This window comes from Mesorhizobium sp. L103C105A0 (genome assembly GCF_000502215.1).
Lineage (GTDB): Bacteria > Pseudomonadota > Alphaproteobacteria > Rhizobiales > Rhizobiaceae > Mesorhizobium.
This window is the reverse complement of record NZ_AYXF01000002.1, coordinates 100,804-115,316: the sequence shown is the minus strand read 5'-3', so window position 1 is coordinate 115,316 and position 14,513 is coordinate 100,804. Positions and strand designations below refer to the sequence as shown.

General features: G+C 63.7%; 13 protein-coding genes. 7 read left to right on the top strand and 6 right to left on the bottom strand.

Annotated features, from left to right (window positions below):
* Positions 1-44 precede the first annotated feature (44 nt).
* The 3 genes from X727_RS159060 (at position 45) to mfd (ending at position 6,899) form a co-directional block, all read left to right on the top strand.
* The gene (locus X727_RS159060; protein ID WP_027050381.1) at positions 45-803 is read left to right on the top strand and encodes a DUF502 domain-containing protein; all 759 of its coding nucleotides are present in this window, start codon (positions 45-47) and stop codon (positions 801-803) included.
* A gap of 2,306 nt (positions 804-3,109) precedes the next feature.
* Positions 3,110-3,397: a succinate dehydrogenase assembly factor 2 gene (locus X727_RS159065; RefSeq protein WP_023681561.1), complete on the top strand. Its 288-nt coding sequence runs from the start codon at positions 3,110-3,112 to the stop codon at positions 3,395-3,397.
* A 10-nt stretch (positions 3,398-3,407) separates the two neighbouring features.
* Complete coding sequence (gene mfd, locus X727_RS159070) at positions 3,408-6,899, top strand: transcription-repair coupling factor (protein WP_023833733.1); 3,492 nt, start codon at positions 3,408-3,410, stop codon at positions 6,897-6,899.
* On the opposite strand, the gene X727_RS159075 is transcribed toward mfd, so the two are convergent.
* Positions 6,896-7,510, bottom strand: coding sequence for a hypothetical protein (locus X727_RS159075; RefSeq protein ID WP_023691173.1), 615 nt, complete (start codon positions 7,508-7,510; stop codon positions 6,896-6,898). The genes mfd and X727_RS159075 overlap by 4 nt on opposite strands.
* A gap of 265 nt (positions 7,511-7,775) precedes the next feature.
* Between X727_RS159075 and X727_RS159080 the strand changes: the two genes are divergently transcribed.
* Complete coding sequence (locus X727_RS159080) at positions 7,776-9,149, top strand: 3-deoxy-7-phosphoheptulonate synthase class II (RefSeq protein WP_023688326.1); 1,374 nt, start codon at positions 7,776-7,778, stop codon at positions 9,147-9,149.
* A 58-nt stretch (positions 9,150-9,207) separates the two neighbouring features.
* On the opposite strand, the gene X727_RS159085 is transcribed toward X727_RS159080, so the two are convergent.
* The 3 genes from X727_RS159085 to X727_RS159095 form a co-directional block, all read right to left on the bottom strand.
* Positions 9,208-9,978, bottom strand: coding sequence for an RES family NAD+ phosphorylase (locus X727_RS159085; RefSeq protein ID WP_023744821.1), 771 nt, complete (start codon positions 9,976-9,978; stop codon positions 9,208-9,210).
* On the bottom strand, positions 9,938-10,336 hold the full coding sequence (locus X727_RS159090) for an MbcA/ParS/Xre antitoxin family protein (RefSeq protein ID WP_023701176.1): 399 nt from the start codon (positions 10,334-10,336) through the stop codon (positions 9,938-9,940). Before X727_RS159090 ends, X727_RS159085 begins: the two co-directional genes overlap by 41 nt.
* Before the next feature lie 105 nt (positions 10,337-10,441).
* Entirely contained in the window at positions 10,442-11,512 is a 1,071-nt protein-coding gene (locus tag X727_RS159095) for a GGDEF domain-containing protein (RefSeq protein WP_023681555.1), read from the bottom strand.
* Positions 11,513-11,850: 338 nt separating this feature from the next.
* Here X727_RS159095 and X727_RS159100 point away from each other — a divergent pair, with 338 nt between their 5' ends.
* The 3 genes from X727_RS159100 (at position 11,851) to X727_RS159110 (ending at position 13,336) form a co-directional block, all read left to right on the top strand.
* On the top strand, positions 11,851-12,270 hold the full coding sequence (locus X727_RS159100) for a GFA family protein (protein WP_023725736.1): 420 nt from the start codon (positions 11,851-11,853) through the stop codon (positions 12,268-12,270).
* Positions 12,271-12,345: 75 nt separating this feature from the next.
* Entirely contained in the window at positions 12,346-12,705 is a 360-nt protein-coding gene (locus tag X727_RS159105; protein WP_023667554.1) for a diacylglycerol kinase, read from the top strand.
* A 43-nt stretch (positions 12,706-12,748) separates the two neighbouring features.
* A complete protein-coding gene (locus X727_RS159110; protein ID WP_023667553.1) occupies positions 12,749-13,336 on the top strand; it encodes a hemerythrin domain-containing protein in 588 nt (195 codons plus the stop codon).
* A gap of 3 nt (positions 13,337-13,339) precedes the next feature.
* On the opposite strand, the gene X727_RS159115 is transcribed toward X727_RS159110, so the two are convergent.
* Both X727_RS159115 and X727_RS159120 read right to left on the bottom strand, forming a co-directional pair.
* Entirely contained in the window at positions 13,340-13,948 is a 609-nt protein-coding gene (locus X727_RS159115) for a DedA family protein (protein ID WP_023815371.1), read from the bottom strand.
* A complete protein-coding gene (locus tag X727_RS159120; protein WP_023833732.1) occupies positions 13,945-14,508 on the bottom strand; it encodes a DUF1003 domain-containing protein in 564 nt (187 codons plus the stop codon). The genes X727_RS159115 and X727_RS159120 overlap by 4 nt, the downstream gene beginning before the upstream one ends.
* Between the last annotated feature and the right edge of the window lie 5 nt (positions 14,509-14,513).

Sequence of the window (14,513 nt, the reverse complement as noted above, 5' to 3'; positions counted from 1 at the left end):
TCGCTTCACTAGTGTGGCCCTGCAACCCGCGTCCCCGGTGAACCATGTCCGATGCTCCCAGAACTTCCGGCATGACCCGGCTGAGGAACTATTTCCTCACAGGCTTTATCGTCTGCGCGCCGCTGGCGATCACCGCCTATATCGCCTGGTCGTTCGTCGGCTGGGTCGATTCCTGGGTGAAGCCGTACATTCCGGCGCGCTACAGCCCCGACACCTATTTGCCGTTTCCGGTGCCCGGCTTCGGCCTGATCGTGGCGCTCGTGCTGATCACGCTGATCGGCTTCATGACCGCCAACATCGTCGGCCGCGCGATCGTCAATTTCGGCGAACGGCTGCTTGGCCGTATGCCGCTGGTGCGCGGCATCTACGGTTCGCTGAAGCAGATATTCCAGACGGTGCTGTCGAACAAGGGCGATATGTTCCGCCAGGTCGGGCTGGTCGAATATCCGCGAAAAGGCGTCTGGTCGCTGGTGTTCGTCGCCAGTGAAAAGGAAACCGAGATCAACCAGAAGCTCGACCATGCAGGCGACCCGATGATCGCCGTGTTCATGCCGTGCACGCCGAACCCTACCACCGGTTTCCTGATGTACGTGCCGAAATCCGACATCGTGCTGCTCGACATGACGATCGAGGACGGCGCCAGGCTGATCGTCTCGGCCGGGCTGGTGGCGCCCGAAGTCAAGCCGAAAATGGTGACTATGAACGGCCAGCCGATCGACGGAGATCTCGCCAACCCGCCGCTTGGCGCTTTGGCTCAGCCGGCACGCAAGAGCCGCACGGCCTCGTCGCGGCCGAACAAATAGAGCAGCAGCCGCAGCGCCTCGCCGCGCTCAGACTGTAGTTCCGGATCACGCGACAGGATCAGCCTTGCATCGTCGCGGGCTGCTTCGAGCAAGTCGGCGTGCACCTCGATGCGCGCCACCTGGAAGCCCGGCGTGCCGGACTGGCGGGTGCCGAGCAATTCGCCTTCGCCGCGCAGCTTCAGATCCTCTTCGGCGATCAGGAACCCGTCCTCGGTCTCGCGCATCACCGACAGCCGGCGCTTGGCCGTTTCGCCGAGCGGGTCCTTGTAGAGCAGCACGCAGGAAGAAGGCTTGTCGCCGCGGCCGACGCGGCCGCGCAACTGGTGCAGTTGCGCCAGGCCAAAACGTTCGGCATGCTCGATGACCATGATGGTGGCGTCCGGCACGTCGACGCCGACCTCGATGACGGTGGTGGCGATCAGGATGCGGGTTTCGCCGGCCTTGAACGCGCGCATCGCCTCGTCCTTTTCGGCGCCCTTCATGCGGCCGTGGACGAGGCCGATGCGATCGCCGAACAAGGGCTGCAGCGAGGCAAAACGGTCCTCGGCCGACATCAACTTGATCTCTTCGGATTCCTCGACCAGCGGGCAGATCCAGTAGATCTTCTGGCCGTCGGCAACCGCGTCCAGCATGCGACCGACCAGTTCGTCCAGCCGTTCCAGCGGCAGCGTGACGGTGCGGATCGGCTGGCGGCCGATCGGTTTTTCCGTCAGCTTGGAGACGTCCATGTCGCCGAAGGCGGTCAGCACCAGAGTGCGCGGGATCGGCGTCGCCGTCATCACCAGCATGTCGGGGGCGTCGCCCTTGGCGGTGATGGCAAGCCGCTGGTGGACGCCGAAGCGGTGTTGCTCGTCGACCACGGCAAAGACGAGGTCGTGATAGGCCACCGTTTCCTGGAACAGCGCATGGGTGCCGACGACGATGTCGATCTCGCCGCTGGCGAGACCTGATAGCGTTTCAGTGCGTTCGCGGCCCTTTTCGCGGCCGGTCAGGATAGCGACGCGCAGGCCGGCCTGTTCGGCCAAAGGCGTGATCGTCGCCAGATGCTGGCGCGCCAGGATTTCGGTCGGCGCCATCAAGGCCGCCTGGCCGCCGGCCTCGACTGCGCGCCCCATGGCCAGCAGCGCCACCACCGTCTTGCCGGAGCCGACATCGCCTTGCANTCCCTACACGACGCTCTTCCGATCTGCGCAGTTTCTCGACGATGCGACCGTCGCCGATGAGCGGCCGGCCCGACAGGCGGCGCACTTTTGCCCGCACCAATGCCAGCGAGACCTGGCCGGCGAGAAGCTCGTCATAGGCAAGGCGGCGCCATGCCACCCCCTCGATGGCGACATCGATCGGGTCCGCGGGATAGTGGATGCGGGCGAGCGCGTCGGCGAAGGCGGGGAAAGTCTGCTTGCGCATGAAGGCGCCGTCCTGCCATTCCGGCAATTCCGGCAGCCGGCCGAGCGCCTGGCCGATGGCGCGGCGCAGCACCTTGCCCGACAGGCCGGCGGTCAGCGGATAGACCGGTTCGACCAGCGGCAGTGTTTCCGCCTCGCTCACCAGGGCGATATGGTCGGGATGGACCATGGTCGGGCGGCCGTTGAACCACTCCATGCGGCCGGAGACGACGACATGCTCGCCCACCGGCATCGCCTTTTCGAGATAGGCGGCATGGGCGTGGAAGAAGATCAGGCCGATCTCGCCGGTGTCGTCATGGGCATAGACGCGGTAAGGCACCGACCGGTTGCCGCGCGGCGGCGGCTGGTGGCGGTCGATGCGCACGTCGAGCGTGACGATGGCGCCGGCCGGCGCAAGCGCGATGCCGGGACGATTGCGGCGGTCTATGACGGTGTGCGGCAGAACGAACAACAGGTCGCCCGCGCGCGCCGGCCGTTCGCCGAGATCGGCCGCCACCACCTTCTCAATCAGAGCGCCAACCTTGGGGCCGACGCCGGCAAGCGAAGTGATCGGGACGAAGAGAGGGTCGAGGAGGGAGGGGCGCATGGCTTCACTCTCCCCCCTGTGGGGAGGGTCGATCCGCGAAGCGGAGCGGGATGGGGGTAGGTGCGCGGCTAACTTTCGAGGAAGTCGGTAGGTCAGCGCCGCACCCCCACCCCGTCTCACCCGCTTCGCTTTGCGAAGCGTGCTCGCCGACCCTCCCCACAAGGGGGAGGGTGAAGTGCGGGCGGTGTCCGGCACCAGCGTTGTCAGGAGTGTTCTTCACACCCGGGATGTTTAGCCGCCCACCCGTGCGTTGCAAGGCTGACACCGCCCTCTATCCACGCTATATGCGCCGCACCAAGCAAGGATGCGGCACGATGACCGGGACGAAACGATCGAGCGAGGGGCTGGATATCAGGCGCCGCAAGCTGTTGTTCCGCTCCTGGCATCGCGGGATGCGCGAGATGGACCTTATCCTCGGTACGTTTGCCGACAACGAGATCGGCGCCTTGACCGGCGATGAAATCGACCAATATGAAAGGCTCCTCGACATCCCCGACACCGAATTCCTGCCCATGGTCACCGGCGAACGCCCGGTTCCCAGGAATATCGACTGTGCCGTCCTGCAAAAGATCCTGGCATCGCGCCGGACCATGACATTTTAAACGTGCAACCATGAGCCTCATTCCCAGAATCGGTCTGCCGAAAGGCCGTGCCGGCCAGTTCATCGTCGACGGCGTTGCCGATGGCTACGAAGCCTTTGCGCTGGTGCAGGCGATCCATGAGATTGCGCCTGACAAACCGGTGCTGTTCGTGGCGCGCGACGGCCAGCGCCTGCCGTCGATCATCGAGGCGCTGACCTTTGCCGCCCCCGGCCTGCCGGTGTTGGAGTTGCCGGCCTGGGATTGCCTGCCCTATGACCGCGTTTCTCCCGGCTCCGATGCCGCCGCCAAGCGGCTCGACGCGCTGACGGCGATGATCGCGCTGGCGAAAAAGCCGCATCGCGCCGTCATCCTGACCACTGCCAATGCGCTGCTGCAGCGCATTCCGCCGGCCGATCTGGTCGAAGCGCAGACTTTCCACGCAAAGCCCGGCAACCAGATCGACATGAACGCGCTGGTGTCCCGGCTGGAGATTTCCGGCTTCGAGCGGGTGCCGACGGTGCGCGGTATCGGCGAATTCGCCGTGCGCGGCGGCATCCTCGACCTCTACGCACCCGGCTGGACGGAAGCACTGCGGCTCGATTTCTTCGGCGACACGCTGGAATCGATCCGCGTCTTCGACGCCGCCACGCAGCGCACCACCGGCCAGCGCAAGTCGATGGCGCTGCAGGCGATGAGTGAAGTGGCGCTGACCCCCGAAACCATCAGCCGCTTCCGCCGCTCCTATATCGAAGCCTTTGGCGCGCCGCAGCGCGACGACGGCCTTTATGCGGCGGTGAGCGAAGGGCGGCGCTTTGCCGGCATGGAGCACTGGCTGCCGCTGTTCTACGAGCGGCTGGAGACAGTGTTTGATTATCTGCCGGATGCGCCTGTCATCTTCGACCATCTGGCGCACGAAGCGCTGGCTGAGCGTCACACGCTGATCCTCGACCACTACGAAGCGCGCCGCAAACAGGCCGACGCCGCCTTGAAGGACGCCGTGCCCTACAAGCCGGTGGCGCCGGACCTGCTCTATCTCTCACCGGAAAACCTCGTAGCGTCGCTCGGACCGCGCGAAGCCATCGACTTCACCGCCTTCGACGCGCCCGATGTCGGGGCCAAGAAGGTCTTCCATGGCGGCTCGCGCCATGGCCGCAGCTTTGCCGAGGAACGGGCTGACCCAAACATCAACGTCTTCGATGTCGTCGTAAAACACATCGCTGACGAGCGCGCGGCGCGCCGCCGGGTCATCGTCGCCGGCTGGACCGAAGGCTCGCTCGACCGGCTTGGCCAGATCCTGGCCGAGCACCATCTCGGCAATCTCGTGCCGGTGGCGACGCTGGCCGAGGCGGAAAAGCTCGAGCCGGGGCAGGCGGCACTCGCCGTGCTGCCGCTGGAATCCGGCTTCGAGACCGAACAGCTGGTTGTCGTCGCCGAGCAGGACATTCTGGGCGACCGGCTGATCCGCCGCTCGAAGCGCAAGAAGCGCGCGTCGGATTTCATCGCCGAGGCCTCGTCGCTGTCGGCCGGCGACATCGTCGTCCACGCCGATCACGGCATTGGCCGCTTCATCGGCCTGCGCACCATCGAGGCGGTCGGCGCGCCGCATGACTGCCTGGAAATCCACTATGCCGGCGACGACCGGCTGTTCCTGCCGGTGGAAAACATCGAGCTTCTGTCGCGCTACGGCTCTGACACAGCCGAGGCGACGCTGGACAAGCTCGGCGGCGGCGCCTGGCAGTCGCGCAAGGCGCGGCTGAAGAAGCGCCTGCTCGACATGGCCGGACAGCTGATCCGCATTGCCGCCGAGCGCCAGATGCGTACCGCGCCGCCCATGGTGCCGGCGGAAGGGCTTTACGGCGAATTCTCGGCGCGCTTTCCCTATGAGGAGACCGACGACCAGCAGGGCGCGATCGATGCCGTCGTGGACGATCTCGGCGCCGGCAAGCCGATGGACCGGCTGATCTGCGGCGATGTCGGCTTCGGCAAGACCGAAGTGGCGTTGCGCGCCGCCTTCATCGCTGCGATGGAAGGGTTCCAGGTCGCGGTCGTGGTGCCGACGACGCTGTTGTCGCGCCAGCATTTCAAGACCTTTTCGCAGCGCTTCTCCGGCCTGCCGATCCGCGTCAGCCAGGCCTCGCGGCTGGTCGGCGCCAAGGAACTGGCGGAAACCAAGAAAGGCATCGCCGAGGGGCAGGTCGACATCGTCATCGGCACCCATGCACTGCTCGGGTCGGCGATCTCGTTCAAGAATCTCGGCCTGCTGATCATCGACGAGGAGCAGCATTTTGGCGTCAAGCACAAGGAACGGCTGAAGGACCTCAAAACCGACGTCCACGTGCTGACGCTGTCGGCGACGCCGATCCCGCGCACGCTGCAGCTTGCCTTGACCGGCGTGCGCGAACTGTCGCTGATCGCCACGCCGCCGATCGACCGCATGGCGGTGCGCACCTTCATCTCGCCTTTCGACCCGCTGGTCATCCGCGAGACGCTGCTGCGCGAACGCTATCGCGGCGGCCATTCCTTCTATGTCGTTCCGCGCATCAGCGATCTCGCCGAAATCCATGACTTCCTGCGCGAATCCGTCCCCGAGCTGAAGGTGGCGGTGGCCCATGGCCAGATGCCGCCGGGCGAACTCGACGACATCATGAACGCCGTCTATGACGGCCAGTACGACGTGCTGTTGTCGACCACCATCGTCGAATCCGGGCTCGACATTCCGACCGCCAACACGCTGATCATCCATCGCGCCGATATGTTCGGCCTGTCGCAGCTCTACCAGCTGCGCGGCCGCGTCGGCCGTTCCAAGGTGCGGGCATATGCGTTGTTCACGCTGCCGGCCAACCGCAAGCTCACCGACACGGCCGAGCGCCGGCTGAAGGTGCTGCAGTCGCTGGACACGCTTGGCGCCGGGTTCCAGCTCGCCAGCCACGACCTCGACATCAGGGGCGCCGGCAATCTACTCGGCGAAGAACAATCCGGACACATCAAGGAGGTCGGCTTCGAGCTCTACCAGCAGATGCTGGAAGAGGCGGTGGCCGAGGTGAAGGACTCCGGCGAGGTCCAGGACGGCGGCTGGTCGCCGCAGATCGCTGTCGGCACGGCTGTCATGATCCCGGAAAGCTACGTGCCGGACCTTCAGCTCAGGCTGGCGCTCTACCGCCGCCTTGGCGATCTCGAAAACACAGAGGAGATCGATGCTTTCGGCGCCGAGCTGATCGACCGCTTCGGCCCGCTGCCGGAGGAAGTGAAGCATCTGCTCAAGATCGTCTTCATCAAGGCACTCTGCCGCAGGGCCAATGTCGAAAAACTCGATGCCGGCCCCAAGGGCGTCGTCATCCATTTCCGCAAGCGCGAGTTTTCCAACCCGGTCGGGCTGGTCAAGTACATCGGCGAACAGGGCTCGCTGGCCAAGATCAGGGCCGACCACAGCGTGGTCTTCATCCGCGACTGGCCGACAGCCGAGAAGCGTCTGGCGGGCTCGGCTGTCGTCATGACGCAGTTGGCGCGGCTGGTGGCCACCTAGACTTTCGGATGGAAATTCGACTGCAACTGCAGGTCGGATGCCGAGAACGTGCCGGCGCCGACGATGACGTGCCCGGCAGGCACGGTGAAGCCGCGCGCGGCGCCGGCGCCTTTCAGCAATCCGGCCCGGCGGTCGGGGTCGGACTCACGAAAACTGCCGCCCGGTTCCAGCCGGCAACTGTCGACGGTGATCGCGCCGAGAAGCTGGCTGCCCGAACCGAGCACCGTCTCACCGAACACCGCCGCGCCGTTGAGATAGCGGCCTTGATCGCCGATCACGATCGAGGCTCCCGGCCTGTTGGCCTTTGCAGTAAAACCGCCTTCGCCAAACTGGTTGCGTGAGCCGACGCGGATTGCGCCGGCGGATGCTTCGAACAGTGTGTTGGCGTGGAAAATGTTGGCGTCGCCGATCTCCAGCGCGCCACCGTCGGTGCAGAACAGGTAGACGCCGGGGAAGAAGACGTTGCCTCGCCCGATGACGGCGCCTGCGGAAATCAGCGTGGAGTAGGGGTCGTAGATCACGTTGCCGCGCTCGGACAGGCCAACAACCTCTTCGATCGTAAACAGGCCTTGCTCGCGGCGCACGCGGTCAAGGTAGGCGGACACGGACATAGGGACTCCATGGAGAATTGTTGCGCAGCGGACGATGACCGGCGCGACTACATCGGTGAGGATCGATTCTGGCACCAAGGGATATTGCACAGCCGTCGCGAAGATAAGAAGCCAAAGTGGGTCGCGGCATGGAGCTCCCCATCATTCGCCAGCGCTTGAATTCCGGTCTAGAATAGAAAATCGGCTTCGTGTATGGAGCCGCCATCCCCATATGGGGCGGGAATGGCGGGCAAAAGCCTGCTGGAAAGAGCGTTTGGGTGCAGCGATGACGAAATGGTCGCCGAATTCTTGGAGAGCAAAGCCGATCAAGCAGGTTCCTGCCTATCCGGACCTCGCCGCGCTGAAGAACACGGAAGCCCAGCTCGCCACCTTTCCGCCGCTGGTTTTTGCCGGTGAGGCGCGCAAGCTGAAGAAGCAGCTTGCGGCTGTCGCTGCCGGCGACGCATTCCTTCTGCAGGGCGGCGATTGCGCCGAGAGTTTCGCCGAACATGGCGCCGACAACATCCGCGACTTCTTCCGCGTCTTCCTGCAGATGTCGGTGGTGCTGACCTTTGCCGGCGCGCAGCCGGTGGTGAAGGTCGGCCGTGTCGCCGGCCAGTTCGCCAAGCCGCGCTCGTCCGACAATGAGACCAAGGGCGAGGTGACGCTGCCAAGCTACCGTGGCGACATCATCAACGGCATCGAGTTCGACCCCAAGTCGCGTATTCCCGACCCGGCCCGCCAGGAAATGGCCTACCGCCAGTCGGCGGCGACGCTTAACCTGCTGCGTGCCTTCGCCCAAGGCGGCTACGCCAGCCTGGAGAATGTGCATCGCTGGATGCTGGGCTTCGTCTCCGACAGCCCGCAAGGCGAGAAGTATGGCATGCTCGCCAACCGCATCACCGAGACGATGGACTTCATGAAGGCCGTCGGCATCACCTCGGAGACCAACTACGCGCTGCGCGAGACCGACTTTTACACCAGTCACGAGGCGCTGCTGCTCGGCTATGAAGAGGCGCTGACCCGCGTCGATTCGACCTCCGGCGACTGGTACGCAACGTCGGGCCACATGATCTGGATCGGCGACCGCACCCGACAGCCCGACCATGCGCATGTCGAATATTGCCGCGGCATCAAGAACCCGCTCGGCCTCAAATGTGGCCCGTCGCTGACGACTGACGGCCTGCTGGAGCTCATCGACCTGCTCAATCCGGAGAACGAGCCGGGCCGGCTGACGCTGATCGCCCGCTTCGGCTCCGACAAGGTCGCCGACCATCTGCCGAAGCTGGTGCGCGCGGTGCAGAAGGAAGGTCGCAGCGTCGTGTGGTCGTCCGACCCGATGCACGGCAATACGATCGAGGCTGCCGGCTACAAGACGCGGCCGTTCGACCGCATCCTCAAGGAAGTGCAGACCTTCTTCGAGGTGCATCGCGCCGAAGGCACGCACCCCGGCGGCATCCATGTCGAGATGACCGGCAAGAACGTCACCGAATGCACCGGCGGCGCCCGCGCCATCACCGCCGAGGAGCTGCAGGACCGCTATCACACCCATTGCGACCCGCGCCTCAACGCCGACCAGGCGATCGAGCTGGCGTTCCTGGTGTCGGATCTCTTGAAGAAGAGCCATCCGGTGCAGCACAAGCAGGTGGCTAACGGCTGAACCCGTTTTCAGAATTGAAATGATAAGCGCCAGAGAAATCCGGCGCTTTTTCGTTTGATCAACGCCCGCGTTCCCAGCGCAATCCGTTGAGCCGGGGATCATTGGCGAAGGCGGTTCTGGAAAACTCGATGCGCCTTTCCGGAAATTCGCAGATCCCCTGGACGCCGAGGGAGCCTAGCCGGATGCGCCATGTGTGCGGCTCCAGCGGCTTGGCCTTGGTAAAGCCGCGGCATGTCAGCAGCGCCACATTGACGCCCTTCGGGTCGCGCGCCGAACGGTAACGGATCGCCTCCAGCCCAGCCTCACGCGCGACATCGGCAATCGCCTGGCTGGCGGCATAGTCGGTCGGATGCGTCCAATGGGCCCGATCGCGGTCGAGCGGCGGCCGCGTCAGGTCGATGGCATTGTCGGTATGGATCGCGGCGGCGAAGGCGGTGTATTCGGCGGCGTCGCGCGGCCATGGCGTGTCGGGCGAATCGGCGAAGAACAGCAGGCGGTAGAAGGCCATTTCGGCGACCGCCGTCATGATCGTCTCCGCCGCATAGTAGACGCCCAGGGTGCGGCCGGCGCGGCGGAAGCGCGAGCCGTAGGGATAGATCGAGCCGTAGCGGAAGGGCGTCGCCAAGAGATAGTGGAGATGCCGGCATTCCATGGGGATCTGCGGCTTGGTCTCCTCGATCAGATCCTCGAGCAGCGCCTGTTCGTCCAGCGTGTCGACGATCTTCAGCGTCGAGACGCGGTGCTGCGCCTCGACCATGCGCCAGTATTTGCCGTCGAGCCGGACGGCTTCAGACGAGAGCGCGTCGGGAGTCCAGATAGGCAATGACATCGACAAGCCCGGTAATGGTGAGGATCTTTTCAAGCGGGCTGCCATCGAAAGCCGTGTTGGCGTTCTTCAGCCATGCCCGGGCTATCGTCTCGTCACCGCCGACAATGGCATCGAGCGAACGGAACAGCCGCACGAACAGCACCGCGAGTTCGAACGGCTTGGTGCCGCGCTCCAGCAGGAATTCCTGCCTGCGCATGCGTGAAACCGTGGCTTCCGAGACGCCGATGATCGACGCAAGCACCCTGGCGGTTATATCCAGGAGTTCGGCGGCACGCAGCGTGGCCTTGGTCAGAACCGCGTTTTCGGCCGCCTTCGCGGTCAGATCAGGGGCGGCAGCATTGGGTGGTGTAACAGACATGGCCTCTCTCTTTCCATGGAAAATATAGTCCACGGAAATTCATATGGAAAGAGGCGGGATCCGATAAATTTGCCTGTGCCCGGGAATTGGCTGCACGCCGAAGCGTCAGTCTTTCTTGTAGAGCAGCCAGTTCTTGCCGGTGCGGCCGGCCATTGTCGAGTGCCGGGTGACGCGGTTGCGCCCGCCAACCTTGGAGCGGTAGAGCGCCCGGTCCGCCTTGGTGTAAAGATCCTCCGGGCTTTCCGCTTCGGAAGCCATGCAGATGCCCATGGAAACGGTCACCGTGCCGTAATTGGCGCCGGTCTGGCTGCTGGTGAACGGCGTCTGTTCGATCAGCACGCGGATGCGTTCGGCGATCTCGTAAGTGGTATCCTCGCTGGCGCCCTCGACGATCAGCGCGAATTCCTCGCCGCCGGTGCGGGCAACGAACATGTCTTCACGGATGCTGGTCTGGAAGATTTCAGCGACGATCTGGATGATCTTGTCGCCGACCGGGTGGCCGTAGCGATCGTTGACACCCTTGAAATGGTCGATGTCGGCAAGGATCAGGGCGTTGAACAGGATCCCCTTGTTGGAGGTGTAAATCGCCGTGATTTGCTTGTCGAAGGCGCGGCGGTTCCAGATATGCGTCAAGGGGTCGGTGTCGGCGAGCCGCTTGTACTCCTCAAGCTTCGACTTGACGCTCTCCAGTTCCGCCGTCTTGTCGCTCAGCGTGGTTGCAACCTGCTTGCCGTGGTCGAGGGTCGAGTTGGTGGCCGCCGCCATGGCGCTGGCGACCTTCTGCAGCAGATCCTGCGAAAGCAGGCTGCGGTTGGCGAGGCCACTCGATGTCTCATCGAGGATCTTGCCGTATTTCTCGATATGGCTACGTTCGCTGCGCAGCAGCAAGGCGATGTCCTCGAGTTCCCTGGCCAGCACGTCGCGCGCCTGCTCGACAATGCCGGGACCGTGATGCTGGGCAAAGAAAGCGCGGCCGATGCGGTCGAGATCGTCCTGCGTCGGCTGGTTGCCCAGCGCGACGACGGCCAGGCCGAGTTCGCGATTGGTGCCTTTCAGTGCTTCGTAGAAGATTTCGTAATTGCGCGGCAGGCCAAGCACGCCGAGCTGACGCATGGTCGCCACAACGGCTGTTGCAATGTCGCTGTTTCGGTCGGTCTGGACGGCTGCCGGCTGCATGTTCTGTTCACTCTGCCTCTGGGAACCATCGCAGACCGTGCGAGATGCCGCCGACCGGAGAGTGCCAGCCGTATTTCGGATCATCCTGCGAAAGACACGTCCCCAATCGCGACATTCGCTTGGCAACGACCATAGATGCGCCGGCGCTAAAGTTTCCTTAATGTGCCGCCAGGTAACGCGTCCGTTCTACCGCAGGCTGCAGAAATGGTTTGCAAAGATCCTGAGGTCAGGTCCGAACACGCCCACCCCATGTCGCATTTGCCGGTGCCCGGCTGCGGCAAAACTGAAATCCTCTCGGCCAGCGGCGAAGCCGTGGACGATGGCTGGTGGAGGTAGGGATGAGCAACAACCACAGCGGATCTTGCCTGTGTGGAGCCGTGCGTTTCCAGACGCGAGGGCCGTTGCGCGGCGTCATTTATTGCCACTGTTCGCAGTGCCGCAAGCAGAGCGGGCATTTTTACGCCGCGACCAACGTCGCCGACGGCGACATCACGATAACCGGCGCCGACAACATCAGCTGGTACGAATCGTCTTCCTTTGCCAAGCGCGGCTTTTGCAAGATCTGCGGCTCGGTGCTGTTCTGGAAGCCGGGTCAGAATGCGTATGTCTCAGTTCTGGCCGGATCGTTCGACAACCCGACCGGGCTCGAAGGCCAATGCCACATCTTTGTCGGCGACAAGGGCGATTACTATACGATCGACGATGGACTGCCGCAGTTCGAGAAGTCGACGCCGACGATCAAGGTTGCGGAGGAGTGATTTTGCGGCGGCTGCCTTATTCCCTTGATCCAGCCATTGCGATATCCCCTGCCGGTGATTCGAAGGGGATGCGGCATGCAGCGGCTGATCGGTGCTTACTTCAATTCTGTGCGAGCCTTTCGCAAGCTCGCCGCCAGCGAAAGGGCATTTCAGCAGGAACTGATGCTGCTGGTGCTGGCGCTGCCGCTCGGCTGGTTCGTCTCGGTCTCGTGGCGCGGCTACGCGCTGTTGATCGGCGCGGTGCTGCTGCTCATCATGGTCGAAGTGCTGAACACCGGCATCGAGGCAGCCTGCGATGCCTTCAGTCGCGAGTTCAACGTCGACATCCAGCTCGCCAAGGACTGCGGCTCGCTGGCGGTGCTGATTTCGGTTGTTATCGTCGCCGGCGTCTGGGGAATCGCCCTCATCGAGCGCATCACGGGACTACCGATCTGATCTGAACGCTCCCATATGTTAGTCACCAAAGGAGACTGACGTCGTGGAAGCCAATTTTCTGCTGCTTGAAAGAGCCGGCCTGCCGGAAGACCTGCGCTGGCTGGCGGAAAAATATCCGCGCGAGACATGGCAGGGCCACGCCAACATCCACGGCATGGCAAACATGTGGCTGCAGCGGCACGACATGTTCCGAGAGCTGGGCGGCATGCTCACCAACGGCATTGGCGACTATCGCGAAGGCAGGCTGACGGCGCCGGATTTCGCGCGCTGGTTCGCGCCGCGGCTGAACCACTTTCTCGGCAATCTCGACGGCCACCACAATGTCGAGGACTACCAATATTTCCCGGCTTTCGCCAAGGCGGAGCCGCGCCTGAAGCGCGGCTTCGAAATCCTCGATGCCGACCATCACACCATTCATGAGGGGTTGGAGCGCAACGCCGAGACGGCGAACGCCTTCATCCGCACGCTCGAGGAGAGCGAGGACAGGCAACGCTTCGCCGCCGACGCCTATGCGGACGAGAACAGCCGGCTGATCGCCATGCTGAAGCGGCATCTGGCCGACGAGGAAGATCTCATCATCCCGCTGATCCTCGATCGCGGCGACCGGGCTCTGGTCGAGGACGACGACTGAACCTTACGATATGGTTTCGCTGTCGCGGGCGTCCTTGGCGCGCTCCTTGCCGGCGACGGTGCGGGCGATGAGCCAGGCAAGGATGGCGACACCCAGACCTATGGCAAGCGCGATCAGCAGCCGTTCGTGATGGAGCAGTGCCTTGCCTATCATCTGCTCGGCGCCGAGGCCGAAGACGTAGCCGATGCCGCAGAACAAAGCCGCCCAGACCAGCGACGACACCGCGTTGAGGATAACGAAGCGCGCTACCGAAATGCTGGCGAAACCGGCCGCGATGCCGCCGACCAGGCGCAGGCCATAGATGTAGCGGTTGGACAGGACGAATATGTTGGGATGGGACGAGACGAGACGGTAGGCGTGGTTGAAGCCGGGCCTCGCCTTCAGTTTCAGCACCCTGGGATGGTCGGCAAAGCTGCGGCCGAGAATGAAGAAAAACGTGTCGCCGACGAAGGCGCCAATGGCGGCCGTGAGGAAAGCCTTCCAGAGGATGAAGACATGCTGATGGGCGAAGAAGCCGCCGAGGATGGCCGCACTTTCGCCTTCGGCGACACAGCCCAGGAAAACCGCGATCAACCCATATTGCTCGATGAGGTGATGGACGATCCCGGTCATTGAGAGGTTTGCCGGCCCGACAGTTTTTCGTCTATGCGGTTCACCTGTTCGGCCAGGCGCGCGATGTCCTCGCGCACGCCGATGATCTGGCTGTGGCGCAGTTCGTCCAGCTTTTCATGCAGAGCCATGATCTCGATCTCGGCCTTGAGGTTGACCTCATAGTCATGCGCGGCGTCGATGCGGTCGCGCGCGGCCTGTCGGTTCTGCGACATCATGATCACCGGAGCCTGCAGGGCGGCGATCATCGACAGCACCAGGTTGAGGAAGATGAAGGGGTAGGGGTCGAACGAGTCTCGCCCGAGCAGCCACCAATTGGCGCCGATCCACAGCACCAGGAAAGCAATGAAGGACAGGATGAACGTCCACGAGCCGCCGATGCGGGCAATGGCATCGGCGATCCGGTCGCCGGCGCCCTGAAGGCCGGTGAGGCTGTCGTTGATATCCTGCGAGATGGGCTTGCGGTCGACAGTGCTCTGCAACACCCGCCGCTCGAGCTCGCTGAGGCCCTCCGGCGTTCGCCTCAACCAGCGGTTGGCAAGTTCTGGCACGGTCTTGTGCATGGATG

What these genes read in the sequence shown, in the direction of transcription:
- X727_RS159100 (WP_023725736.1), top strand. Translation starts at nt 11,851, where the DNA reads ATGAGCAACAACCACAGCGGATCTTGCCTGTGTGGAGCCGTGCGTTTC.
- X727_RS159090 (WP_023701176.1), bottom strand. Translation starts at nt 10,336, where the DNA reads ATGTCTGTTACACCACCCAATGCTGCCGCCCCTGATCTGACCGCGAAG.
- X727_RS159085 (WP_023744821.1), bottom strand. Translation starts at nt 9,978, where the DNA reads ATGTCATTGCCTATCTGGACTCCCGACGCGCTCTCGTCTGAAGCCGTC.
- X727_RS159065 (WP_023681561.1), top strand. Translation starts at nt 3,110, where the DNA reads ATGACCGGGACGAAACGATCGAGCGAGGGGCTGGATATCAGGCGCCGC.
- X727_RS159115 (WP_023815371.1), bottom strand. Translation starts at nt 13,948, where the DNA reads ATGACCGGGATCGTCCATCACCTCATCGAGCAATATGGGTTGATCGCG.
- X727_RS159105 (WP_023667554.1), top strand. Translation starts at nt 12,346, where the DNA reads ATGCAGCGGCTGATCGGTGCTTACTTCAATTCTGTGCGAGCCTTTCGC.
- X727_RS159095 (WP_023681555.1), bottom strand. Translation starts at nt 11,512, where the DNA reads ATGCAGCCGGCAGCCGTCCAGACCGACCGAAACAGCGACATTGCAACA.
- X727_RS159075 (WP_023691173.1), bottom strand. Translation starts at nt 7,510, where the DNA reads ATGTCCGTGTCCGCCTACCTTGACCGCGTGCGCCGCGAGCAAGGCCTG.
- mfd (WP_023833733.1), top strand. Translation starts at nt 3,408, where the DNA reads ATGAGCCTCATTCCCAGAATCGGTCTGCCGAAAGGCCGTGCCGGCCAG.
- X727_RS159120 (WP_023833732.1), bottom strand. Translation starts at nt 14,508, where the DNA reads ATGCACAAGACCGTGCCAGAACTTGCCAACCGCTGGTTGAGGCGAACG.
- X727_RS159060 (WP_027050381.1), top strand. Translation starts at nt 45, where the DNA reads ATGTCCGATGCTCCCAGAACTTCCGGCATGACCCGGCTGAGGAACTAT.
- X727_RS159080 (WP_023688326.1), top strand. Translation starts at nt 7,776, where the DNA reads ATGACGAAATGGTCGCCGAATTCTTGGAGAGCAAAGCCGATCAAGCAG.